The sequence below is a fragment of the Streptomyces sp. DSM 118878 genome, assembly GCF_052936595.1.
In genome coordinates, this window is the sequence record NZ_CP193622.1 from 6,652,501 (window position 1) to 6,677,052 (window position 24,552).

The following is a 24,552-nucleotide window of genomic DNA, read 5'->3' on the forward strand; positions in this document are numbered from 1 at the left end:
GAAAGATGGACCCCATGGGATTCCATGTCGACTCCGAGGCCGGGCGGCTGCGCCGCGTCATACTGCACCGCCCCGATCTGGAGCTCAAGCGTCTGACGCCGAGCAACAAGGAAGCGCTCCTGTTCGACGACGTCCTGTGGGTGCGCAGGGCACGCCAGGAGCACGACGGGTTCGCGGACGTCCTGCGCGACCGGGGCGTCGCCGTGCACCTCTTCGGTGATCTGCTCAGCGAGACCCTGGACGTGCCCGCGGCCCGCGCCCTCGTCCTCGACCGGGTCTTCGACGAGAAGGAGTACGGCCCGCTGGCCACGGACCACCTCCGGGCCGCGTTCGAGACGATGCCGTCGCCCGAGCTCGTCGAGGCGCTGGTCGGCGGGATGACGAAGCGTGAGTTCCTGGAGCTCCACGCCGAGCCGACGTCCGTGCGTTTCCACTGCATGGACCTGGACGACTTCCTGCTCGGCCCGCTGCCCAACCACCTCTTCACGCGCGACACGTCCGCCTGGATCTACGACGGCGTCTCCATCAACGCGATGCGGTGGCCCGCCCGGCAGCGCGAGACCGTGCACTTCGAGGCGATCTACCAACACCATCCGCTCTTCCGCGACGAGGACTTCCACGTCTGGTCACAGGGGCAGGCGGACTACCCCTCGACCATCGAGGGCGGTGACGTCCTGGTGATCGGCAGGGGCGCGGTGCTCATCGGCATGAGCGAGCGCACCACTCCGCAGGCGGTCGAGATGCTGGCGCACAAGCTCTTCGCGGCGGGCTCGGCGCAGACCATCGTGGCGCTCGACATGCCGAAGCGACGGGCGTTCATGCACCTCGACACGGTCATGACGATGGTCGACGGCGACACCTTCACGCAGTACGCGGGCCTCGGCATGCTCCGCTCCTACACCATCGAGCCGGGCGTCGGCGACCGGGAGCTGAAGGTCACCGACCACCCGCCGGAGCACATGCACCGGGCGATCGCCGCGGCGCTCGGCCTGGACTCGATCCGCGTCCTCACGGCCACCCAGGACGTGCACGCCGCCGAGCGCGAGCAGTGGGACGACGGCTGCAACGTCCTGGCGGTGGAGCCGGGGGTCGTGGTCGCGTACGAGAGGAACGCGACGACCAACACGTTTCTGCGCAAGCAGGGCATCGAGGTGATCGAGATCCTGGGCAGCGAGCTGGGGCGCGGCCGGGGCGGCCCGCGGTGCATGAGCTGTCCGGTCGAGCGGGACGCGGTGCCGGGGGCCTGACCCAGCCTGCCGGCCGTGCCGAGCCGGGTCTCGACAGGCCGAGCCGGGTCTCGACAGATGGCCTCGACAGACCTCATGCATAGAATTGTCGTTGATCGTATATAGTTCCAATGGTTCCCGTAGTCCGATAGTCCGATCGATGGTTTCGCCGTCCACGTATCCGCACCTAGGAGCGCCACCATGGCCACCCACCTCTCCGGCCGCCACTTCCTCAAGGAGCTGGACTTCACCGCCGACGAGTTCCGTGGCCTGGTCGCTCTCGCCGCCGAGCTGAAGGCGGCGAAGCGGGCGGGGACGGAGGCGCGGCGTCTGACCGGCAAGAACATCGCGCTGATCTTCGAGAAGAGCTCCACCAGGACGCGCTGCGCCTTCGAGGTCGCCGCCGCCGACCAGGGGGCGTCGACGACGTACATCGACCAGTCCGGCTCGCACATAGGGAACAAGGAGTCCGCCAAGGACACCGCCCGGGTGCTCGGCAGGATGTTCGACGCGATCGAGTTCCGCGGGGACGCCCAGGACACCGTCGAGACGCTCGCCGCCCACGCGGGCGTGCCCGTCTACAACGGTCTGACCGACGTCTGGCACCCCACCCAGATGCTCGCCGACATCCTGACGGTGACCGAGCACACGGCCAAGCCCCTCACTGATGTCTCGTTCTCCTACCTGGGCGACGCCCGGATGAACATGGGCAACTCCTACCTGGTCACGGGCGCCCTGCTCGGCATGGACATCCGGATCGTGGCGCCCCGCGCCTACTGGCCGTCCGAGGCGACCATCGCGGCGGCCCGCGAGCTCGCCGAGGCCAGCGGGGCGCGCGTCACGCTCACCGAGGCGGTCGAGGAGGGGGTCAGGGGTGCCGACTTCGTCGCCACCGACGTCTGGGTCTCCATGGGGGAGCCCAAGGAGGTCTGGGGGGAGCGCATCGCCGACCTCGCGCCCTACGCCGTGACGATGGACGTGCTGCGCGCGACCGGCAACGCGGACGTGAAGTTCCTGCACTGCCTGCCGGCCTTCCACGACCTGGGCACCGAGGTGAGCCGCGAGATGCACGACAGGTTCGGGACCACGTCCCTGGAGGTCACCGACGAGGTCTTCGAGTCGCCGTACTCGGTCGTCTTCGACGAGGCCGAGAACCGTCTGCACACGATCAAGGCGGTACTGGTCGCGACGCTAGCCTGAGCCGCGCCTCAGCCCCGGGACGGCAGCCTGAACCACACCGCCTTGCCGGAGTCCGTGGCGCGGTGGCCGCAGGACGAGCTGAGGGTGCGGATCAGGAGGAGGCCGCGGCCGTGTTCCTGCCAGGGGTCCGGCGGCCCCGGGGGGCAGGGTGAGGTGAGGTCGCCGGGCGGCAGCGGGCTCGAATCGCGCACCTCGACCTGGCAGCCGGTCGGCAGGAGCTCGATGACCAGCTCTATCGGGTCCTTGCCGTCGGTGTGCTCGACGGCGTTGGCGACCAGCTCGGCGGTGAGCAGCTCCGCGGTGTCGGTGTCGGCGGGCGACTCGATCTCGGTGAGCGCCGTACGGACCAGGGCGCGCGCGACCGGCACGGCTGCCGTGGTGTGCGGCAGCTCGATGCGCCAGGAGGCGGGTGAGGGTAGCTCGTGCAAGGCGGGTCCGTTCCGGGCAGCAGGCGGTCCTGCTTTCAACCGTACGAATCGTAAGCGCTATATCGACAGGGACCACGGTCGGGCACCTGGGGGGCATAGGACCCCCGTATGGCGGTATCGCGTGCTCGTGACGACAGTCACCGTTCGGTGATAACTTCGTGAGGCAGCGAACTCCAGCCCCCAGGCCGAGGAGGCCGCACCTCATGAGTCCCTTCACCGGCTCCGCAACCCGCACCCCCGACTGGCGCCACCTGCGCCTGGCCGTCGACGACGGGGTCGCCACGGTCACCCTCGACCGTCCCGACCGGCTCAACGCGCTCACCTTCGGTGCCTACGCCGACCTGCGCGATCTGCTCGCCGAGCTCTCCCGCGAACGGTCCGTGCGCGCGCTCGTGCTCGGCGGCGAGGGACGCGGCTTCTGCTCCGGCGGTGACGTCGACGAGATCATCGGCGCGACCCTCGCCATGGACACGGCCCAGCTGCTGGACTTCAACCGCATGACCGGGCAGGTCGTGCGGGCGATCAGGGAGTGCCCCTTCCCGGTCGTCGCCGGCGTGCACGGCGTGGCCGCCGGGGCCGGTGCCGTGCTCGCCCTCGCCGCCGACTTCCGCGTCGCGGACCCCTCGGCGAAGTTCTCCTTCCTGTTCACCCGGGTCGGGCTCTCCGGCGGCGACATGGGCGCCGCCTACCTGCTGCCCCGCGTCGTCGGCCTCGGCCACGCCACGCGCCTGCTCATGCTGGGCGAGCCGGTGCGCGCCCCCGAGGCCGAGCGGATCGGCCTGATCAGCGAGCTGACGGAGGAGGGCAAGGCCGCCGAGGCCGCGCAGGCCCTCGCGCGCCGCCTCGCCGAAGGACCCGCCCTCGCGTATGCCCAGACCAAGGCCTTGCTCACCGCCGAGCTCGACATGCCGCTCGCGGCCTCCGTGGAGCTGGACGCGGCCACCCAGGCGCTGCTCATGAACGGTGAGGACTACGCGGAGTTCCACGCCTCGTTCACCGAGAAGCGCCCCCCGAAGTGGCAGGGCCGATGAAGACCGCCCCCACCGAAATCACCGCCCCCGCCGAAGACACCGGCCCCGCCCCCACTCCAAGCGCCGTCCCGGCCCCGAGCGCCGCCCGCACAGCGCACCGCATCGCCGTCATCGGCGGCGGCCCCGGCGGTCTCTACGCCGCCGCGCTGCTCAAGCGCCTGGACCCCGCCCGGGAGGTCACCGTCTGGGAGCGCAACGCCCCGGACGACACCTTCGGCTTCGGCGTCGTCCTCTCCGACGAGACCCTCGGCGGCATCGAGCACGCCGACCCCGCGGTCTACGCGGCCCTCCAGGCCGAGTTCGTGCGCTGGGACGACATCGACATCGTGCTCCGCGACCGGCGGCACACCTCCGGAGGCCACGGCTTCGCCGCGCTCGGCCGCCGCAGGCTCCTGGAGATCCTGCACGAGCGCTGCCGCGGCCTGGGCGTAGAGCTCCGCTTCCGCGCCGAGGCGCCGCCCGCCGCCGAGCTCTCCACGGCGTACGACCTGGTCGTCGCGGCGGACGGCGTGCACAGCCTCACCCGCGAGGCGCACGCCGAAGCCTTCGGGCCGCACCTCACGACGCACCGCTGCCGGTACATCTGGCTGGCCGCCGACTTCGCCTTCGACGCGTTCCGCTTCGAGATCGCCGAGACCGAGCACGGCGTGATGCAGCTCCACGGCTACCCCTACGCGCGCGACGCCTCCACCGTCATCGTCGAGATGCGCGAGGAGGTGTGGGAGGCGGCCGGCTTCGACGGGCTCGACGAGCGCGAGTCCACCGAACGCTGCGCCAAGATCTTCGCGGACGCGCTCGGCGGACGCCCCCTGCGCGGCAACAAATCCTCCTGGACCACCTTCCGCACGGTCGTCAACTCCCACTGGTCGCACGGGAACACGGTCCTGGTCGGCGACGCCGCGCACACCGCCCACTTCTCCATCGGCTCCGGCACCAAGCTCGCCGTCGAGGACGCCCTCGCCCTCGCCGCCTGCCTCCAGGAGCAGCCGGACCTGCCCGCGGCGCTCCAGGCGTACGAGGCCGAGCGCCGCCCGGTGGTCGCCTCCACGCAGCGCGCGGCCCGAGCGAGCCTGGAGTGGTTCGAGCGGATCGCGGACCACCTCGACCAGCCGCCGCGCCAGTTCGCCTTCAACCTCCTGACCCGCAGCCGCCGCGTCACCCACGACAACCTCCGGCTGCGCGACGCGGACTTCACCCGCGCCGTCGAGCGCGAATTCGGCTGCCCGCAGGGCACTCCGCCGATGTTCACGCCCTTCCGGCTGCGCGGTCTGACCCTGCGCAACCGCGTCGTCGTCTCGCCGATGGACATGTACTCCGCCGTGGACGGCGTCCCCGGCGACTTCCACCTCGTCCACCTGGGTGCCAGGGCGCTCGGCGGCGCGGGCCTGGTCATGACGGAGATGGTGTGCGTCAGCGAGCACGGCCGCATCACGCCGGGCTGCGCAGGGCTCTACACCGCTGAGCAGGCCGAGGCCTGGCGGCGGATCACCGACTTCGCGCACGCGCGGGCCCCCGGTACGGCCATCGGCGTGCAGCTCGGCCACTCGGGCCGCAAGGGCTCCACGAAGCTGATGTGGGAGGGCATCGACGACCCGCTGCCCGAGGGCAACTGGCCGCTGCGGGCCGCGTCCCCGCTCCCGTACAAGCCGGGCAGCCAGACCCCGCACGAGCTGTCCGGGGCGGGTCTGGCGGAGATCCGGGACGAGTTCGTCGCGGCGGCCACGCGCGCCGAGCGGGCGGGCTTCGACCTGCTCGAACTGCACTGTGCGCACGGCTATCTGCTCTCCGGGTTCCTCTCCCCGCTGACGAACCGGCGCACGGACGCGTACGGAGGCACACTCGAAGCGAGGCTCCGCTTCCCCCTCGAAGTGTTCGACGCGGTCCGCGAGGCATGGCCGGCGCACAAGCCGATGACCGTCCGGATCTCCGCCACCGACTGGGCCGAAGGCGGCACGACCGCACAGGACGCCGTGGAGATCGCCCGCGCCTTCGCCGCCCATGGGGCCGACGCGATCGACGTCTCCACCGGCCAGGTCGTCGCCGACGAACGCCCCGCCTACGGCCGCTCCTACCAGACCCCCTACGCCGACCGCATCCGCAACGAGACGGGCATCCCCGTGCTCACGGTCGGCGCCATCTCGTCCTGGGACGACGTCAACTCCCTGCTCCTCGCGGGCCGCGCCGACCTCTGCGCGTTGGCCCGCCCGCACCTCTACGACCCGCACTGGACGCTGCACGCGGCCGCCGAACAGGGTTACGAGGGTCCGGGCGCCCCCTGGCCGATCCAGTACCGCGCGGGCAGCCGCCGCCCGCAGACGGGCCGCACGGACGCCCCGAAGCCGCGGCTGACGCTCAAGAGCCGGCATCCGGCGTGACGAAGCGCGCCCCGGCCGCCCGGAGCCTGCCGTCGAGCGCCGTGAACACCGCGGCCGAGCGGGCGCCGGGCCAGTCGGCGGGGAGCAGCTCGGCGGGGAGCCCGGGGTCGGCGTAGGGGAGCTGCCGCCAGGAGTCGAGGGCCAGGAGGTAGTCGCGGTACGCCTCCCGCGGCGCCGGGTCGGCGCCCTCGCGCGCCTCCCAGGAGCGGAGCACCGGCTCATGGCGGTCGAGGAACGCCTCGTGCTGCTTGGCCAGCGAGGTGAGGTCCCACCAGCGGGACACCGCCTCGGCGGTCGGGGCGTAGCCCAGGTGCTCGCCGCGGAACAGGTCCACGTAGGAGGCCAGTTGCAGGCGCTCCAAGGTGTGCCTGGTCTCTTCGTAGAGGTGCGCGGGGGCGATCCAGACGCCCGGCGCGGCCGTGCCGAAGCCCAGGCCCGCCAGGCGGGAGCGGAGCACGTGCCGCTTGTGCCGCTCGGCCTCGGGCACGGAGAACACGGCGAGGACCCAGCCGCCCTCGCGCCCGGCGGCGGCCGTGCCGTAGATGCGGCGGTCACCGTCCTCCAGGAGCTGACGGGCGTCCGGCGAGAGCGCGTACCCCGCCGCCCCTCCTTCCGTGCGGGCGGGCACGAGCAGCCCGCGCCGCTTGAGCCGCGAGACCGACGAGCGCACCGAGGGCGCGTCGACGCCGACCGGCGCGAGGAGGCGCACCAGGTCGGCGACCGGGACGGGGCCTGGCGCGGCGCGACCGTAGGCGCCGTAGAAGGTGACGATCAGGGACCGTGGAGTGTGCTGCTCGGACACGTGATCACTCTACGGGCCCCGGCCCGCCCGCTGTCGGGCCCCGCAGCCGGAAGCGCTGGAGCTTGCCGGTCGCGGTCCGGGGCAGCGCGTCCAGGAAGACGATCTCCCTGGGGCACTTGTAGGGCACCAGTTCCGCCTTCACGAAGTCCCGCAGCCCGGCCGCGTCGGGCTCGGTCCCCGCGCGCGGGACCACGTACGCCACGGCCACCTGTCCGCGCAGCTCGTCGGGGTGGCCGACCACCGCCGTCTCCGCCACGTCGGGGTGGCGCAGCAGGGCCTCCTCGACCTCGGGGCCCGCGATGTTGTACCCGGCGGAGATGATCATGTCGTCGGCGCGTGCGACGTAGCGGAAGTAGCCGTCGGCGTCCCTGACGTAGGTGTCGCCGGTGATGTTCCAGCCGTGCCGTACGTACTGGAGCTGGCGCTCGTCGGAGAGGTAGCGGCAGCCGACGGGGCCGCGCACCGCGAGCAGTCCGGGCTCGCCGTCCGGTACCGGGGCGCCGGAATCGTCGACCACGCGCGCGTGCCAGCCGGGGACGGGACGTCCCGTGGTGCCGGGCCGTATCGCGTCGTCGGCGGCGGAGATGAAGATGTGGAGCAGTTCGGTCGCGCCGATGCCGTTGATGATGCGGTGTCCGGTGCGTTCGTTCCAGGCCTGCCAGGTGGCCGCGGGCAGGTTCTCGCCGGCCGACACGCAGCGCCGCAGGGAGGAGACGTCGTACGCGTCGAGCTCGTCCAGCATCGTGCGGTACGCGGTCGGGGCGGTGAACAGCACCGATATCCCGTGCCGTCCGATGGCCGGGAGGAGTTGCCTGGGGCCCGCCTGCTCCAGCAGGACGGACGAGGCGCCGAAGCGCAGCGGGAAGATGACCAGTCCGCCGAGGCCGAAGGTGAAGCCGAGCGGGGGACTGCCGGCGAACACGTCGTCGGGGGTCGGTTTCAGTATGTGCCGTGCGAAGGTGTCGGCGATGCCGAGCACGTCGCGGTGGAAGTGCATGCAGCCCTTGGGGCGTCCCGTGGTACCTGACGTGAACGCGATGAGCGCGACGTCGTCGGCGGCGGTGTCGACGGCGTCGTACCGCTCGGGGTGTCCGGCGGCGCGCACGAGCAGGTCCTCGGGCCCGTCACCCCCGTACGTGGTGATGCCGAGGCCGGGCACCCCGGCCTTGCTCAGGTCGTCGACGGACCGCACGTCACACAGGGCGTGCCGCACCTCGGCGATCTCGCACATGGTGGCCAGTTCCTGCGCGCGCTGCTGGGCGAGGACGGTCACGGCGACGGCGCCCGCCTTCATCACCGCGAGCCAGCAGGCCGCGAGCCACGGGGTGGTGGGCCCGCGGAGCAGCACGCGCCGGCCGGGCAGGACGCCGAGATCCTCGGTGAGCACGTGGGCGATCCGGTCGACGTGGCCGCGCAGTTCGCCGTACGTCCAGGTCTCGCCGGACGCGGCGTGGAAGGCGGGACGCCCGGCGCCGTGCCGCGCCACCGTCCGGTCGAGCAGCTCGGCGCCGCAGTTGAGGCGGGCTGGGTAGTGCAGTTCGGGGCGGTCGTGGACGAGGGCGGGCCACTGCTCGCGCGGCGGGAGGTGGTCCCTGGCGAAGCTGTCCGCGTGACCGGACGGTGTCAGCCCTGGGATGCCGGTGGTTGCCATGGCGGCTCTGCCCCCTTGCCTGCCGGACGGGCGCTGTGGTGGGCTCGCCCGACGAGCGTATCGTGATGGTGACGACAGTCAACGGTGCGCGATAAAGGAGGGGCCGGGGATGCCGACATTCTCTCTCGATCCAGCACAAACCACCTGGTGTACGGAGCTGCGCACACTGACCGCCGACCGCCTGCGTCCCCTGGCGGAGAAGGGCACCCCCGGCCATGTGAACCGGCCACTGGTCGAGGCGCTGGGGGAGCTGGGGCTGCTGAGGCGGCTGTTCGAGGGGCCGGGCACGGCCGGGCGGCCCGGAGGTGAGGACGTCGGCTCGGGAGCCCTGGGGCTCTGCCTGATGCGTGAATCCCTCGCCTACGCCTGCACCGAGGCCGAGACCGCGCTCGCGCTGCAAGGGCTCGGCGCCCACCCCGTGCACGCGTACGGCACCGCCGTCCAGCGCGAGCGGTGGCTGCCCGAGGCCGCGGCGGGCCGCGCCGTCGCGGCGTTCGCGCTCTCCGAGCCGGGGGCGGGCTCGGACGCGGCGGCCCTGTCCCTCGCGGCGGTCCCCGACGGTCCCGGCGGCTGGCGCCTGACCGGCGAGAAGTGCTGGATCTCCAACGCCCCCGAGGCCGACTTCTACACCGTCTTCGCCCGTACGGCACAGGGCGCTGGGGCCCGCGGCGTCACCGCCTTCCTGGTCCCCGCCGACCGCGAGGGCCTGACCGGCACCGCCCTCGACATGCTCTCCCCGCACCCGATCGGCGCGCTCGCCTTCGACGGCGTCCGCGTCGGCCCCGAGGACGTCATCGGCGAGGTGGACCGCGGCTTCCGCGTGGCGATGACCACGCTGAACCGGTTCCGGCCCAGCGTCGGCGCGTTCGCGGTGGGCATGGCGTCCGCGGCCTTGGACGCGACCCTCGCCCATACCGCGCGGCGGGACGCGTTCGGCGGGACCTTGGCGGACCTCCAGTCGGTGGCCCACCAGGTCGCCGAGATGGCGACCCGTACGGAGGCGGCGCGCCTGATGGTCTACGCGGCGGCCGCGGCGTACGACCGCGAGGGGGCGCGGGGGCCCGGCATCGCGCGCCGCGCCGCGATGGCGAAGCTGCTGGCCACGGAGACGGCGCAGTACGTGGTCGACGCGGCCGTCCAGTTGCACGGCGCGCGGGCGCTCCAGCGGGGGCACCTCCTGGAACACCTCTACCGCGAGGTGCGGGCGCCCCGTATCTATGAGGGGGCGAGCGAGGTGCAGAGGTCGATCATCGCGAAGGAGCTGTACGGGTGAGTGCCCCGCCGGGTGCCGATGCCGCCGACGTCCCCCGTGCGCGTCCCCGTCCCCGTGCGCGTCCCCGTCCGCGAGCGCGTCCCCGTCCGCGGGCGCGTTGTGGCTTGTCGCGCAGTTCCCCGCGCCCCTGACGGGGCGCCTGCACGAACGCCCCCTTCCACCTCGACCGAGGAGTCGTAGCCCCATGACCCTGCACCGGCTCAACCCCGCCGAGTTGTCCCCCGCCACCGGCTTCTCGCACGCCGTCACGGCCACCGGGTCACGCCTCGTGTTCCTCGCGGGGCAGACCGCGCTGGACGGCGCGGGCAAGGTCACCGGAGTGACGCTGCCCGAGCAGTTCGAGCGCGCCCTCACCAACCTCCTCACCGCCCTGCGCCACGCGGGCGGCACCCCCGCCGACCTCGCCCGCGTCACCGTCTACGCCACGGACGTCACCGACTACCGGGCCTGCGCCCCCGACCTGGGCCGCATCTGGAAGAAGCTGGCGGGCCGCGACTACCCCGCGATGGCGGTGATCGGCACGGCCCGCCTCTGGGACGAGCAGGCGATGGTGGAGCTGGACGGAGTGGCGGTGCTGGACTGAGTGGCGGCACTGGATTGCGTGGCGAACACGTCCGGTGGCCGGGCCGGTCACGGTGAAGCGGGCGGACAGCGGGGCGATGTCGGCCATGGGCGCAGGGTTCTCGACGCCCTGGCGTCCCGCGAGGGGCCTGGCCCCGGCCGGCGGCACGCGGCACTGCGTCGAGGCCGCCGCCCGGACGGGCGGTCTCCGTCGGTGAGGGCCACGCCTCAGGTCTGTGACTGGTTTGCCCTTTGTTTCGGATCAGTAAAGACTGTCGGGCGTAACGGCGTGAGGCGTGCCAAATCCTCCTTTTCCGTCCTTGTCATTTGATGGCCTGTGCATCAAAGTCCTTCACGATCTGTACACAGCTGGCCACAGCTGTGAAGGTACTCGGGGGGAACAGGGTCGTGCTGGCGATAGCCTCTGCGCGCTTGCGTGCGCTGATGGTCGTGCTCGTGCTGTCTGTGGTGGCGGGCGGCGGATGGCTGGGGAAGGTGTCGGCCGACGACGGCGAGCCCGCCGTACGGCCGGTCGGCAGCACGGGGCGCATGCCCGTGCCCGCCGCGGTGCAGAAGCCCATGACGCCCGCGGAGCGGCGCGCGCAGACCGCGGTCCGTGGCGAGGGCGCGAAGTCGCACGAGTTGCCGACGACGAAGAGCCGCCCCGCGACCGCCCGCCAGATGGCGCTGTTCGAGCGCAATCAGCGAGCGGCGAAGCAAGGGGCACACGGTCAGCGGGCGTCGAGGTCGGCCGTGCGGGCGAAGGCCGACGCGGCCGGGCCCTCGTACTCCAGCGGATCGCTCTACCAGTACACCGTGGACCCGTTCGGGAACACCGCCGCCCAGCAGGGCGGCTGGCTGATGGCTCTGGGCAACCACATCGGCGCCGCGGTGCCGGGCGAACCGCTCCAGGTGTCGGCGGCGATCTGGCAGACCGGGGGCGCGGACGACGAGGTGCACCCCGTCAAGGTGCGCTGGAAGGTCACGGACTACTGCGCGGGCACACCGGACAAGGTCCTGGACTTCGGACAGACCGTGCAGGCGCCGACGCTCAACACGGGCCGGACGTTCCCCGTGGTGAACGCGTCCATCACGCTGCCGACCACGGTGTGCGACAGCTCCAGCCCGTCGTACTTCGTCTACGTCTGCACGACCGTGGCCGACGACCCCACGGATAAGGAGTCGTGCGGCTCGTACAACCTCTTCTACATGGTTCCGGCCCTGCCGGAAGGCGCTGCCTGCGCCGCGCTGTGCGGCGACGCGAGCGGCTCGGCGGGGACGACCGTACTGCGTGCGGACCCGGTGAACACCGCGACGGGCGCGTTCACCGAGTCCTTCACCGACGCCCGTGTGGCGGCGCCGGGCGTGCCGCTGACCGTGGGGCGCGTGTACTCCTCGGACAACGCCGAAACCGGAGCGCTCGGCAAGGGCTGGCAGCTCCCCTGGGAGACCCGGCTCTCGGTGCGGTCCGACGGCGATGTGGTCCTCATCGGTGAAGGTGGCGCCCGGCACACATATGCCAAGAAGAGCGGCGGAGCGTACGCGGCCCCCGGGCAGGCCCGTTCCACGCTGTCCGCCGACGGCAATGGCTACCGGCTGACGACGGCCGACCACCGGGTCTACTCCTTCACTTCCGAGGGCCGCCTCTCCGCGCTGAAGGACCGGACCGCACGCGGTCTGACGTTGGAGTACACCGGCACCAGACCAACGAAGATCACGGACGCTGCCGGGCGCGCGGCCACGCTCTCCTACTCCGGTGACCGTCTCGACCGGTTGACGCTGGCCGACGGGCGTCTGGTCGACTACGACTACACCGACGGCCGGCTCACCGCGGTGAAGGCCCTCGACGGCGCCACCGAGAGGTACGGCTACGACTCGGGCGGCTTCCTGGACGAGGTCACCGGGGCCGACGGCAAGGTCGTCACGCAGAACGTGTACGACGACAAGGGACGGGTGACGTCCCAGACCGACGGGGCCAAGCAGGAGACCCGCTTCGCGTACCGCAGGAACGGCGAGTTCGACCAGGCCGACATGACGGCGCCGGACGGCGGCGTCTGGACGGACATCTACTACAGGAACGTCCTGTTCACCCAGCTCGACCCGCTCGGCAACAGGAGCTACTACCGCTACGACGAGCACTTCAACCGCACCAGCGCGGTGGACGCCGAGACCCGCGAGACGCAGTGGGACTTCGACACCACGGGCCGCCTGAAGCGCCGCTCCTCCGGAGCCTCCGACGAGACGTGGTCGTACGACAAGGCCGGCAACGTCGAGTCGCACACGGACGGCGAGTCGAACAAGACGGTCTTCGGGTACAACGCGAAGAACCAGCTGACCTCGGTCGACGGACCGCTGACCAAACCGGTGACATACGCGTACGACGCGGCGACGGGCCTTGTCGAGACAGCCACGTCCGCACGCGGCGAGACCACTCGCTTCGGCCACGACGACGACGGCAACCTGACGTCCGTCACCAAGCCCGAAGGCGGCAGGAGCACCTTCACGTACGACGCGTCCGGACGCCTGAAGACGGCCGTCGAACCGCGGGGCAACGAGACCGGCGCGGACCCGGCGAAGTACACCACCGCTTACACCTATGACGCGGCCGACCGCCTCGAGACGGTCACAGACGCGCGCGGCAAAGTCACGGCGTACGACTACGACCCGATCGGACGTCTCTTCACCCGCACCGACGCGAACAAGCACGTCACGACGTACGCGTACGACGACGCGGGCCGCCCCACGGAGGTCACCGACCCCGTGGGGAAGAAGCGGATCATCGGCTACGACCAGGCGGGCCGCGTCGCGTCGGTCACCGACCGCACCGGCGGCACCACCTCGTACCTGTACGACAAGGCCGGACGCCAGTCGCGGATGGTGACCGCGCGCGGCAACACCGAGGGTGCGAAGCAGGCCGACCACACCTGGAAGTTCGGCTACGACAAGGTTGGCAACCGCACGTCCGTCACCGACCCGCAGGGCAGGACGAGCGCGTTCACCTGGGACGCCGACGACCGCCCGCTGTCGACGACCGACCCGCTCGGCCACACCCGCTCGGTGGAGTACGACGACAACGGCTCCGTCACCAGGACGGTCGACGGCCTCGGCCACGGCACCACGCTGGCCTACGACGACGAGGGCCGCCTGGAGTCCTCGAAGACGTGGTCGAGCCACATCACCCGGTACGAGTACGACGACGACGACAACCTGACCGCCGAGGTCTCCCCGGCGAAGGAACGCACCACCTACACCTACGACGGGGACAGCCGCCTCGCCACGTCGGTCGACCCGCGCGGCAACGCCGCCGGCGCCGATCCCGCCGAATACACCTGGACGTACGGTTACGACGCGGCGGGCCACGCCACGACGGTCACCGACCCGCTGGGGCACAAGGCGACAACGGAGTACGACGCGGTCGGCAACGTCACCGCGGTGGCCGAGCCCGGCAACAAGCCGACGGTCTACGCCTACGACGCGCTGAACCGCGTCGACCTCGTCACCCATCCCGACGGCGGCACCACGGACCCGGCCTACGACAAGGCCGGCTTCCTGGAGACCAGCAAGGACGCGAACTCCCACGTCACGAAGTACGGCTACGACGCCGAAGGCCGGATGACGTCGGTCACGAACCCACGGGGCGAGACCGTCGGCTACACCTACGACGCCGAGGGCAACCGCACCACAGTCACCAACGCGCGCCACCAGACCATCACCACGACGGTGGACGCCCGGCTCCTGCCGACCAAGGTCACCTACTCCGACGGCACGCCGGCGCAGTCGTACACCTACGACGACGCGGGCCGACCCCTCACGGTCAAGGACGCCACCGGCTCCCGCACGCTCACGTACGACAAGGACGACAAGGTCGAGACGATCACGTCGCCGGGCGCCGCCAAACCCTTCACCTACCGGTGGAACACGGACGACACCCTCAAGTCCCGCACGTATCCGGACGGCCGGGCGATCTCCTACACCTACGACGACACCGGCCGGGTCAAGACCCAGAGGACCGACGGCAAGGACACCGGCTACCAGTACGACGAGGCGGGCAACCTCACCTCGGTGACACTGCCGACGACGACGGCGCGCACCGAGAGCCGTTCCTACGACCGGGCGGGCCGCCTGGCCTCCCTGACGACCCCGTCGGGCAGCAACTCCTTCGCGTACGACGACGCGGGCCGGATCATCACGGACACCCCCAAGGGCGGCAAGCCCTCGCGGTACGCGTACGACAGCGCGGGCCGGATGAAGCGGGCGTGCACCGACACGGGCACCGCGTCCTGCCTGCCCGGCACCGGCGGCGAGACGTACACGTACGACAAGGTCGGCAACCTCGACTCCGCGACGGCGTCGGGCACCACGACGACGTACGAGCACGACGAGGCCGACCGGCTCAGCTCCGCGAAGAAGGGGGCGACGACCACCGAGTTCGGCTACGACGCGGACGGCAACCAGACCAAGGACGGCGCCGACACCTACACCTACGATCCGCTGGGCCGGGTCAAGACGGCCAAGGTCGGCTCCAACGCCTACGCGTTCCTGTACGACGCGGACGGCAACCGTACCGTCAGTCAGAAGAACAGCAAGCTCGCCCGCACCTCCCGCTGGGACATCAACAACCCGCTGCCGCAGGTGGCCACCGACACCGACAGCGCCGGTGCGCTGATGGCGGACTACCGCTACGACCCCGACGGCACAGCACGGTCCATGGACCGCACGCAGGGCACCTTCCACTTCACCCAGGACCGCCAGAACTCCGTCGGCACGGTCTTCGACTCGGCGGGCAAGGACAACTACCGCTACACCTACGGTCCGTGGGGCGAATCCACCGGCAAGGCGACGGTCAGCGGGGGCCAGAGCAGCATCTTCGGGTACACGGGCCAGTACAAGGACCAGTACCTGCCGGACAGGCTCCTGCTGCGCGCCCGCTCCTACGACACCGGACAGAGCCGCTTCACGACGCAGGACCCCGTCCCGGCGGCCCTCGACAACTCCAGCAAGTCCTCCTACGCCTACGTGAACAACGACCCGTCGAACCTCGCCGACCCGTCCGGGGCGTGCCCGTGGTGCATCGGCGGCGCCATCGGCGGTGTCATCGGCGGCGGCGTCTACGCCCTGACGCACCAGGACGACTTCGACTGGGGGGACTTCGCGGGGGCCACCGCCAAGGGCGCCGTGATCGGCGCGGGTGCCGGGTTCCTCGCCCCCGCGGGGATGGGCTTCGCCACCTCGCTCGGTCTTTCCGGGGGGCGGGCCCTGGCGGTGGCGGCGGTGACGGACGCCGCCATCGGAGCGGGCTACACGTACGCCGTGAACACGGTTCAGTGCCAGCCGACCAGCCCCTCCGATCTGTTGATCGGGGCCGCGGGCGGCGGCCTCGCCCCACTCCTCGGGCCCGCCTTCCGCTACGGCAAGGGGCTTTTCGGGAAGTCGGGCGCCTCGGCCGACGACCTCTCGCAGTGGTCGCTTCAGCTTCCGTCCAACCGGGGCTGGGCCGGGAAGAAGATCACGCCGGCCGCGTTGGAGACGCACGCCCCGCCGTCCGGCTGGACCCCCGAGGGGCGGCTCGCGGAGGCCGAGAGCATGGTCGACGATTTCGCCCTGAAGAACTACACGCGCAAGACGGGCAATCGCACCTATGTGGGCGCTGTCAACACCGAGACCGGGGAGATCGCCCTCGCGTCCTCCGGCGGCAGATACCCGGGGGCGAGCTACTGCGCCGAGGGCAATGTGTGCTTCGCTCTCGGGGGCGATGCCTCAAAGGTCAAGTTCACGAACGCCAAGCATGTCGTCAAGGACGGTGCCTCCAAGGTCACGAGGAACAAGAAAGTCTGCGTGAACTGCCAGCACGACTACGATCCACCTCAGTTCATCGACGGTGTGCAGCACGTCAAGGGTGGACGTTGGGACAGGCTGAGGTGAGGGCAGTGAATTCTTTCGATCTCTTGCAGGTGGAAATCTCCCGGCATGACTGGGCTGGAATGACGTGCGGATGCCGCAGATCGGCCGAGCACATTCCGCGGGACTTCCTGCGCTCTCTGAGCGGCCCGCCTCCGGAGGACCTCGGGGAGGGCTGGGCGGACAACCACGCCGTGGTGCAGTCGAACCTCATGCGGCCCGCCGTGGCCACGGCGAGCATGGTCATGGCGGCGCTCGCGGCGGGCGCCCCGTACGAGCACCGGCATCAGCTGATGTGGGTCCTGCACGCTTTGGTCCACGGCGAGCAGGACGAGATCGCCGAAAAGTGCCTCGACGTGGTCCGCGGCGGTTCCTGGATCCTCTACGAGGAAATCTGCTCCGGCCGTTCCATCGAGGCGGCGTCCTACGCCTACGAGATGCTGGAACTCTTCCCGGAAGAGGACGCCAGGCTGAAGAGCGTTCAGCGGGTGGCGCGCGAGAACCTCTCGTACGACCTTCGCTGACGGAAGTCCACGCCATTGAGGGCGTGGATCGTCTGCCACACATGATGGGGAACGAAAAAGAATGTCAATACGCAACAGGTCCCTCTCACGGATCGCCGTGGTGACCCTCGGTATGGCACTGGCGGCGGGGTCGACGCTGGCTGTCGCGCAGGACATCTCCGTGACGTCCTCGAACGGCGGTTACGCGGCCGCGTGGAGCTACGGCACCAACAGCAAGATCGGTCTCGCCGACCGCAAGGCCGACGGCCGGTCCGTGAAGGCGGAGTACAACCGCCGAGCCCACGACACCAGGAAGTTCACCCTCTGGAACAAGAAGGGGAGCGGCAAGAGGACCTACAGCGGCGTCGGCAGCAAGGTCTGGGACGCCCGCGCGTGCGTCGTCATCAACAACTGGCCCGACGACTGCGGCCGTTGGTGGAGCGACGACCACATCGTCACCGGCGACTGACCGGGCCGGTCGGTCCGCTGTGACCTGCCCGGGGCGCACGAGCCCCGGGCAGCTCTGTACCCGTGAAAGCAGACAGGAATCCGTGACGCCCTCCCCGCCCCTGCACATCGCAGGCCTCACCTACGAGATCGACGACAGACCGCTCCTGGACCGCGTGGACCTGGAGGTGCGCGCCGGTGAATCCCTGGCCGTGACCGGGCCCTCCGGTTCGGGCAAGAGCTCGCTGCTGTCCATCGTCCTTGGCCTTGTCCCCGCGAGGGCGGGAAAGGTCATGGTGGCAGGCGAGAACGTGGTCGGAATGAAAGGCCGCCGCCTCTCCCGGCACCGCAGGAAGAACATCGGCATGGTCTTCCAGTTCGGTGAGCTGCTGGCGGAGCTGTCCCCCGTGGAGAACGTCGCGATCTCCGCACTCCTGGACGGCGTCCCCCGCGAGGACGCCTACCGGCGCAGCCACGAGCTCCTGGCGGAGCTCGGCGTGCGGGCAGACGGCGCACTCACCGGTGAACTGTCCGGCGGCGAACGCCAACGCGTCGCGGTCGCCCGTGCGCTGATCGGCGAACCGGCGCTGCTGCTGGCCGACGAACCGACCGGAGCACTGGACGCCGGGACCCGGGACCTCGTCGCGGACCTCCTCTTCGACCTGCCGAGGACTCGGAACTGTGCCCTGCTCGTCGTCACCCACGACCCCGCGATAGCCCGGCGTGCGGACCGCACGCTGAAGCTGGACAGCGGCAGCCTGACGGCGGCGCCGTGACGGGCGGCGGCCGCCGTCTCACCTGGCAGCTGTTGCGCCTGGGACACGCGGCCCACCACGGCGCCGAGGCGGGGCGTACACGACGTGCAGCGCTGTTGCTCGCGTCGGCGGTGCTCGCCCTCACCTTCTGCTCGTTCGTGCTCGCCTCGGCGACCTGGGACGGGCGTGCGGAACGCGGTGCCGCCCGGACCCCGGCGCTCGCCGAGAGCGGCGAGCAGGCGAAAGCCCTGTGGAGCCGCTACTGGGACTCCTACGAGGGCCGTCAGTTCACCGTGGTGGTGATCGCACCGCTGGAGGACGACGCGCCGCTACCGCCAGGCGTCGGACACTGGCCCGCCCCCGGCGAAGTCCTGCTGTCACCGGCGCTCGCCGAAGCCCCACGCGCCGAAGGCTTCACCCACCGGTACGGAAGAGTCACCGGGCGGGTCGGCAGCGAAGGACTGGCTTCACCCGGCGAGCGCCTCGCGTACGTCAGGCCGACGGCGGACATGCTCCGGACGGCGGACCTGGAGAAGATCACCGGCTACGGCGGGCACTGGATCCCCTTCGGCGACCTGCGGGTCGTCGGTGAGGAGACAGCGATGTGGGCCCTGCTCGCGGTGCTGCTCGGGCTGCCCGCGCTGGCTCTGGTCGTCGCGGCCGCCCGTACCGGTGCCGCCGGCCGGGACCGCAGGGACGCCCTCTTCGACGCACTGGGCGCGGGCAGGGGTGCCCGGCTGTGCGTGGACCTCGGGGGCGCCGTCCTTCCTGTCACGCTCGGGACACTGCTCGCCGGGGCGGTGCTCGCACCGGCACTCCTGAGTGACGTACGACTGCCGTGGATCGGCTACACCTTGGCCGCCGCGGACATCCGTGCGCACATCGTCCCCGTCACAGCGGCCATGGTGCTCGCGGCGCTGACGACCCTCGGCCTGGTACTGCTGCTGCGACCCGCCCCCGCCCGCCGGTCCGGGACGCGGTCGAACCAGCCCACGAGCGCACAGGCGGGCCCGCTGAAACTCCTTGCCCTCGGCGCCTTCCCCATCTTCGTGATCATGGCGGTGTTCTCGGGGCCACTCCTCGGCGGGGCACAGCGCTCGGCCATCGCCTACCTCTTCGCGGTAGCGGGGGTGTGGGCGACACTCCCGTGGGTGCTGGGCTGGGGCGCGGGACGGTGGAGCGGAAGGGCAGCGGGTTCGGTGCGGCACCGGGGTGACCCCGCCCTGCTGATCGCCGTGCGGACCACGGCCGCACGACCGGCCGCCGTCGTCCGTCTGGTGGCGGTCCTGGTGGTCGCCATCGGTGTCCTCGGCCAGGCGCAGATCCTGTCCAGCCTGCTGTCTGTCATGCCCGGTCACGAGAGGACGCCGGGCCGGGCCGAGAGCGCGGCCCTCGTCCGGTCGGCCCACCAGGGTGAATTGCCTCAGGCTTTCCGGTCCTCGCTGCCCCGGACGGCGCGGGTCGTCGCCCTGGGGCGGCTGGGCGAGGGGCCGGAAGCGGTGCGCGTCATGCAGGCGCCGTGCAGCGACCTGGCCCTCCTCCACCTGCCGTGCCCCCCGCGGGGGAAGCAGCGGCAGGTCGCGCTCGGCGACCTCGAACGGCGGATACACGGCGCGGGTCCGGGGCCCGGCGGGGAGCCGGTCCTCGTGCGGTCGGGGCCTGTGGAGCCGCTCACCGAGGGCGAAGGGCTACAGGCGCTGGTCTTCGAGCCAGGTGGTTCCCGCCTCGACCTGCCGACCGTCAAGCGCGCCGCACATCTGCACCTGTCCGCGAAAGCCGTCGTGGAAGGGCATCGCGAGAGTACGGAACAGCCCTCCGAACTAAGTCACCAGTCCCGGTGGATCCCGTTCCTGGCAGCCCTGGGCGCCGTGATCCTGCTCCTTGCCATGGCGATCGCGGCCACCGCCCAGTTCCTGCGCCTGGCCCGGGCACTCGCACCGCTGAACGTGCTCACGGGGGACCGCCGGGTGTTCCACCGGACCGCGGCGTGGACCTTGGGCGTGCCGCTCTGCGCGGCGGGCGCCATCGGTGTCGGCGTCCACCTCGTCCTCGTCCAGCCGGTCACGGGCGGTGCCTACGGCGGCGAGGTGTCGTGGCCATTGCTGGCGGCCATGCTGGCGGGCACGGCACTGACCGCCCTGGTCGCCGCGCTCGTCGGCGGGACCGTCGCCGCCAAACGCGCGGCCTCGTGGGTGCCGCGCCCCGACTGAGATGCCCCGCGCGGGAGCACGGGGCCGGCCGGACAGCAGCCCTCAGATGTCGCGGAACGTCTCGATCTGGGCGCCCACCGAGTTCAGGCGTTCCGCCAGGTCCTCGTAGCCGCGGTTGATGACGTACACGTTGCGCAGCACCGATGTGCCCTCGGCCGCCATCATCGCCAGCAGTACGACCACGGCGGGGCGCAGGGCCGGCGGGCACATCATCTCGGCGGCGCGCCAGCGGGTCGGGCCCTCGACCAGGACGCGGTGGGGGTCCAGGAGCTGGAGGTGGCCGCCGAGGCGGTTGAGGTCGGTGAGGTAGATCGCGCGGTTGTCGTAGACCCAGTCGTGGATCAGCGTCTTGCCCTGCGCCGCCGCCGCGATGGCCGCGAAGAAGGGGACGTTGTCGATGTTCAGGCCCGGGAACGGCATCGGGTGGATCTTGTCGATCGGCGCCTCCAGCTTGGAGGGCCGGACGGTGAGGTCGATCAGGCGCGTACGGCCGTTGTCGGCGAAGTACTCCGCCGTGCGGTCGTGGTCGAGGCCCATCTCCTCCAGGACCGCGAGCTCGATCTCCAGGAACTCGATCGGCACCCGGCACACCGTCAGCTTGGACTCCGTGACGACGGCGGCGGCCAGCAGGCTCATCGCCTCGACCGGGTCCTCGGAGGGGGAGTAGTCCACGTCGACGTCGATGGTCGGGACGCCGTGCACGGTCAGCGTCGTCGTGCCGATGCCCTCGACGCGCACGCCGAGCGCCTCCAGGAAGAAGCACAGGTCCTGGACCATGTAGTTCGACGAGGCGTTGCGGATCACCGTGGTGCCCTCGCTGCGGGCGGCGGCGAGCAGCGCGTTCTCCGTGACGGTGTCCCCGCGTTCGGTGAGGACGATGGGCCGGTCGGGGGTGACGTTGCGCGCGACCTCGGCGTGGTACAGCCCCTCGGTGGCGGCGATTTCGAGGCCGAACCGGCGCAGCGCGATCATGTGCGGCTCGATCGTGCGGGTGCCGAGGTCGCAGCCGCCCGCGTACGGGAGCTTGAAGCGGTCCATGCGGTGCAGCAGCGGGCCGAGGAACATGATGATCGAGCGGGTGCGGCGTGCCGCCTCCGCGTCGATGGCGTCCATCTCCAGCTTCGCGGGCGGCACGATCTCCAGGTCGACGCCGTCGTTGATCCAACGGGTGCGTACGCCGATGGAGTTGAGCACCTCCAGGAGGCGGTACACCTCCTCGATGCGGGCGACGCGGCGCAGCACGGTCCGGCCCTTGTTGAGCAGGGAGGCGCAGAGCAGCGCCACGCACGCGTTCTTGCTCGTCTTGACGTCGATGGAGCCGGAGAGCCGGCGTCCGCCGACCACTCGCAGGTGCATCGGCCCGGCATAGCCGAGCGACACGATTTCGCTGTCGAGCGCCTCGCCGATACGGGCGATCATCTCAAGGCTGATGTTCTGGTTGCCGCGCTCGATGCGGTTCACCGCGCTCTGACTTGTGGAGAGCGCGTCGGCGAGCTGCGTCTGCGTCCAGCCCCTGTGCTGGCGGGCGTCGCGGATGAGCTTGCCGATACGTACGAGGTAGTCGTCTGCCATGTGCAGCAGGTTATCTCAGATATGAGATGACGCGCGCGCTGGGGTGAGCCAAAGGGGGAATCGCGGCGGCATCAGGGGGGCCACCTGGGGAGCCATCAGGGAGCCATCAGGGGGGCCGTGCCGTCCACCCACTCTGCCCCCGACGCCCGTGAGCCGCATCTCGGCAGCGCTGAACCGGTGACCGGACACCACGTCACATCGCGGCCCCGTCCCGGACCCGGAGGGGCGCGCGCTCAGCCCGCCGCCGAGGGATGGTCGACGTACCCCTGCGCCCCGCCGCGGTAGTACGTGGCAGGGTCGCCCGGCGACGGCTCCCGGCCCGCGGCGAACCTGCTGACCAGGTCGGGAGTGGCGATGAAGTGCCTGGCGAAGGACACGGCGTCGGCCACGCCCTCCTCGACGGCGGCGTTCGCCGAGACCCGGTCGAAGCCATTGTTCACGATCAGGGGGCCTCGGAAGAGCCGCCGGTAGCGGGTGAACTCCGCGAAGTCCCCGCCGCGTTCGTCGCGGTCCCGTCCCCGCAGGTGCAGATACGCCACGGGGTGGTCGTTCAGCACGGCGACCAGTTCGTCGTACGAGGCGAGCGTCGCCGCGTCGGCGGTGAAGCTGCCGCCCTCCCAGTAGGGCGAGAGGCGGACGCCGACGCCCCGCCCGTCCCACTCGGCAGCCGCCGCGTCGATCACGTCGAGCAGCAGACGCCGCCGCCCCGCGCGGTCACCGCCGTAGGCGTCGGTACGGCAGTTGAGCGCCGGGTTGAGGAACTGGGCGGGCAGGAACGTGCCGAGGGCGCCGATCTCCACCCCGTCGAACCCTGCCCGCCGGGCGTTCGCCGAGGCCAGGCGGTACTCCTCGACCGTCGCCCGGATGTCCGCGAGCGTCATCGCGCGCGGCGTGACGGTCGCCTTGAACCCGTCGGAGGTGAAGGCCCTCTCGTCGGGATTGACCGCCGAGGGGCCGAGTGGCAGTGCGCCGCCCAGGTGATCGGGGTGCGAGGCCGCGCCCGTGTGCCAGAGCTGCTGGACGATGCGGCCGCCGAGCCCGTGCACCGCATCGGTGACCCCGCGCCACCCCGCGACCTGTGCCTCGCTGAAGACCCCGGGCACGTCGACGAAGCCGATCGCGCGCTCGCTCACCCAGGTCCCCTCGGTGATGATCAGCCCCGCCCCGGCCCGCTGCCCGTAGTACGTGGCGTGCATCCCGGTCGGCGCGAGGGCGGCGTTCGTGGCGCGGGCCCGCGTGATCGGGGCCATCACCACACGGTTCGGCAGGCGAAGCCCACCGAGGTCGAGGCCGCGCAGCAGGGGTTGGGTGCTGAGGGTGGTGGTCATGGCGTTCCTCCATCGGTGATCGGTGATCGGTGATCGGTGACAGGAATTGGACGGCGACAGCAATCGGGTGACAGCAATCGGGTGACGGGGATGGTCACCACGGCTCGGCCGTGTACGTCATGTAGGTGACGGGACACGACGAGGAAAGGTGACCGATGGAACGGGACAGGGACATGAACGGGGGTGCGCACGGCGGGGTATACGGGGACGCGCGACGCGGCGCGTACGGCGACGTGCACGGCGATGCGCAACACGACGCGCAACGCGACGCGCACGGCGGGGTATACGGGGACGCGCAACGCGACACGCACGGCGACGCGTGCGACGAGGCGCGACGCGACGCGCACGGCGGCGCGTACGGCGGCGCGCAACGCGACGCGCACGGTGACGCCCGCGGTCGGCGGCAGGAGCTGCTCGCCGAGCGGTTCGAGTCGCACCGCGGCCACCTGCGCGGCGTCGCCCACCGCATGCTCGGCTCGCTCGGCGACGCCGACGACGTCGTACAGGAAGCCTGGCTGCGGCTCAGCCGCGCCGACGCCGACGCGATCGGGAACCTCGCCGGCTGGCTGCGTACCGTCGTCTCCCGCCTCTGCCTCGATCTACTGCGTTCCGCCGCGCTCCGGCATGAAGAGCCGGCGGGGGAGCGGCTGCCCGAGCCCGTGGGGACCTCCGGGGCATTCGGGGAGGGCGCGGGGCCCGAGGAGGAGGTGCTGCTCGCCGACTCGGTGGGCCGCGCGCTGCTCGTCGTCCTCGACACGCTGGGCCCCGCCGAACGGGTGGCCTTCGTGCTGCACGACCTGTTCGCCGTGCCCTTCGTGGACATCGCCCCCGTCGTGGAGCGCACCCCGGTCGCCACGAAGAAGCTCGCGAGCCGCGCCCGCCAGAAGGTCCGCGGTACACCGCGCGCGACCGCCCCGCGGCTTGTAGGGGACCGCCGGGTCGTCGAGACGTTCCTCGCGGCGGCCCGCAGCGGCGACCTCGAAGCCCTGCTCGCGGTCCTCGCCCCGGATGTCGTACGCAGGGCGGATCCCGCCGCGCTTCCGGCGGGCCGGTCGGTGGAGCTGCGGGGCGCCAGGGCCGTGGCGGAGGAGAGCGTTCTCCTGCGGCGCAACGCCCGCTGTGCCGAGGCGGCGCTCATCGACGGCTCGGTGGGCCTGGTCGTCGCCCCGCGCGGACGGCTGCTCCTGGCGCTGCTGATCAGCGTGGAGGCCGAGCGGGTGGCCGCGTACGAGGTGATCGCCGACCGGAAGCGGCTCCGCGAGCTGCGCGTGACGCTGCTGCCGGAGGCCTGA

At 71.5% G+C, this 24,552-nt stretch carries 17 protein-coding genes; 12 read left to right on the forward strand and 5 right to left on the reverse strand.

Features of this window, described 5'->3' with window-relative positions:
• Nucleotides 1-14 precede the first annotated feature (14 nt).
• Together ACRAKF_RS29500 and argF are read left to right on the forward strand one after the other, a co-directional pair.
• On the forward strand, nucleotides 15-1,247 hold the full coding sequence (locus ACRAKF_RS29500) for an arginine deiminase (RefSeq protein ID WP_447040576.1): 1,233 nt from the start codon (nucleotides 15-17) through the stop codon (nucleotides 1,245-1,247).
• Nucleotides 1,248-1,427: 180 nt separating this feature from the next.
• The gene (gene argF, locus ACRAKF_RS29505) at nucleotides 1,428-2,426 is read left to right on the forward strand and encodes an ornithine carbamoyltransferase (RefSeq protein WP_447040577.1); all 999 of its coding nucleotides are present in this window, start codon (nucleotides 1,428-1,430) and stop codon (nucleotides 2,424-2,426) included.
• An 8-nt stretch (nucleotides 2,427-2,434) separates the two neighbouring features.
• Here the strand turns inward: argF and ACRAKF_RS29510 are convergent, their stop codons facing one another.
• Entirely contained in the window at nucleotides 2,435-2,854 is a 420-nt protein-coding gene (locus ACRAKF_RS29510) for an ATP-binding protein (RefSeq protein ID WP_447040578.1), read from the reverse strand.
• A gap of 203 nt (nucleotides 2,855-3,057) precedes the next feature.
• On the opposite strand from ACRAKF_RS29510, the gene ACRAKF_RS29515 reads away from it, so the two are divergent.
• Together ACRAKF_RS29515 and ACRAKF_RS29520 are read left to right on the forward strand one after the other, a co-directional pair.
• On the forward strand, nucleotides 3,058-3,885 hold the full coding sequence (locus tag ACRAKF_RS29515; RefSeq protein ID WP_447040579.1) for an enoyl-CoA hydratase family protein: 828 nt from the start codon (nucleotides 3,058-3,060) through the stop codon (nucleotides 3,883-3,885).
• Nucleotides 3,882-6,260: a bifunctional salicylyl-CoA 5-hydroxylase/oxidoreductase gene (locus tag ACRAKF_RS29520; protein ID WP_447040580.1), complete on the forward strand. Its 2,379-nt coding sequence runs from the start codon at nucleotides 3,882-3,884 to the stop codon at nucleotides 6,258-6,260. The genes ACRAKF_RS29515 and ACRAKF_RS29520 overlap by 4 nt, the downstream gene beginning before the upstream one ends.
• Here ACRAKF_RS29520 and ACRAKF_RS29525 read toward each other — a convergent pair.
• Together ACRAKF_RS29525 and ACRAKF_RS29530 are read right to left on the reverse strand one after the other, a co-directional pair.
• On the reverse strand, nucleotides 6,238-7,062 hold the full coding sequence (locus ACRAKF_RS29525; protein WP_447040581.1) for a PaaX family transcriptional regulator: 825 nt from the start codon (nucleotides 7,060-7,062) through the stop codon (nucleotides 6,238-6,240). The two genes, ACRAKF_RS29520 and ACRAKF_RS29525, sit on opposite strands and share 23 nt — an antisense overlap.
• 4 nt (nucleotides 7,063-7,066) lie before the next feature.
• Nucleotides 7,067-8,713 (reverse strand): AMP-binding protein, encoded by a 1,647-nt coding sequence (locus tag ACRAKF_RS29530; protein ID WP_447040582.1) that lies wholly within the window; start codon nucleotides 8,711-8,713, stop codon nucleotides 7,067-7,069.
• A gap of 109 nt (nucleotides 8,714-8,822) precedes the next feature.
• On the opposite strand from ACRAKF_RS29530, the gene ACRAKF_RS29535 reads away from it, so the two are divergent.
• The 7 genes from ACRAKF_RS29535 (at nucleotide 8,823) to ACRAKF_RS29565 (ending at nucleotide 20,360) form a co-directional block, all read left to right on the forward strand.
• A complete protein-coding gene (locus ACRAKF_RS29535; protein ID WP_447040583.1) occupies nucleotides 8,823-9,986 on the forward strand; it encodes an acyl-CoA dehydrogenase family protein in 1,164 nt (387 codons plus the stop codon).
• A gap of 184 nt (nucleotides 9,987-10,170) precedes the next feature.
• Nucleotides 10,171-10,569: a RidA family protein gene (locus ACRAKF_RS29540; RefSeq protein ID WP_447040584.1), complete on the forward strand. Its 399-nt coding sequence runs from the start codon at nucleotides 10,171-10,173 to the stop codon at nucleotides 10,567-10,569.
• 410 nt (nucleotides 10,570-10,979) lie between these two features.
• Complete coding sequence (locus tag ACRAKF_RS29545) at nucleotides 10,980-16,469, forward strand: DUF6531 domain-containing protein (protein ID WP_447040585.1); 5,490 nt, start codon at nucleotides 10,980-10,982, stop codon at nucleotides 16,467-16,469.
• Nucleotides 16,470-16,474: 5 nt separating this feature from the next.
• The gene (locus ACRAKF_RS29550; protein WP_447040586.1) at nucleotides 16,475-16,969 is read left to right on the forward strand and encodes a hypothetical protein; all 495 of its coding nucleotides are present in this window, start codon (nucleotides 16,475-16,477) and stop codon (nucleotides 16,967-16,969) included.
• A 61-nt stretch (nucleotides 16,970-17,030) separates the two neighbouring features.
• Nucleotides 17,031-17,417 carry a hypothetical protein gene (locus ACRAKF_RS29555; protein ID WP_447040587.1) on the forward strand — a complete coding sequence of 129 codons (387 nt, stop codon included), beginning with the start codon at nucleotides 17,031-17,033 and terminating at the stop codon, nucleotides 17,415-17,417.
• Between the two features lie 82 nt (nucleotides 17,418-17,499).
• A complete protein-coding gene (locus tag ACRAKF_RS29560; RefSeq protein ID WP_447040588.1) occupies nucleotides 17,500-18,171 on the forward strand; it encodes an ABC transporter ATP-binding protein in 672 nt (223 codons plus the stop codon).
• Nucleotides 18,168-20,360, forward strand: a complete 2,193-nt coding sequence (locus tag ACRAKF_RS29565) for a hypothetical protein (RefSeq protein ID WP_447040589.1) — start codon at nucleotides 18,168-18,170, stop codon at nucleotides 20,358-20,360. Before ACRAKF_RS29560 ends, ACRAKF_RS29565 begins: the two co-directional genes overlap by 4 nt.
• Before the next feature lie 42 nt (nucleotides 20,361-20,402).
• Here the strand turns inward: ACRAKF_RS29565 and ACRAKF_RS29570 are convergent, their stop codons facing one another.
• Entirely contained in the window at nucleotides 20,403-21,932 is a 1,530-nt protein-coding gene (locus tag ACRAKF_RS29570; RefSeq protein ID WP_447040590.1) for a helix-turn-helix domain-containing protein, read from the reverse strand.
• A gap of 233 nt (nucleotides 21,933-22,165) precedes the next feature.
• Nucleotides 22,166-23,260, reverse strand: a complete 1,095-nt coding sequence (locus ACRAKF_RS29575) for an alkene reductase (protein ID WP_447040591.1) — start codon at nucleotides 23,258-23,260, stop codon at nucleotides 22,166-22,168.
• Between the two features lie 173 nt (nucleotides 23,261-23,433).
• Between ACRAKF_RS29575 and ACRAKF_RS29580 the strand changes: the two genes are divergently transcribed.
• The gene (locus ACRAKF_RS29580; RefSeq protein WP_447042237.1) at nucleotides 23,434-24,552 is read left to right on the forward strand and encodes a sigma-70 family RNA polymerase sigma factor; all 1,119 of its coding nucleotides are present in this window, start codon (nucleotides 23,434-23,436) and stop codon (nucleotides 24,550-24,552) included.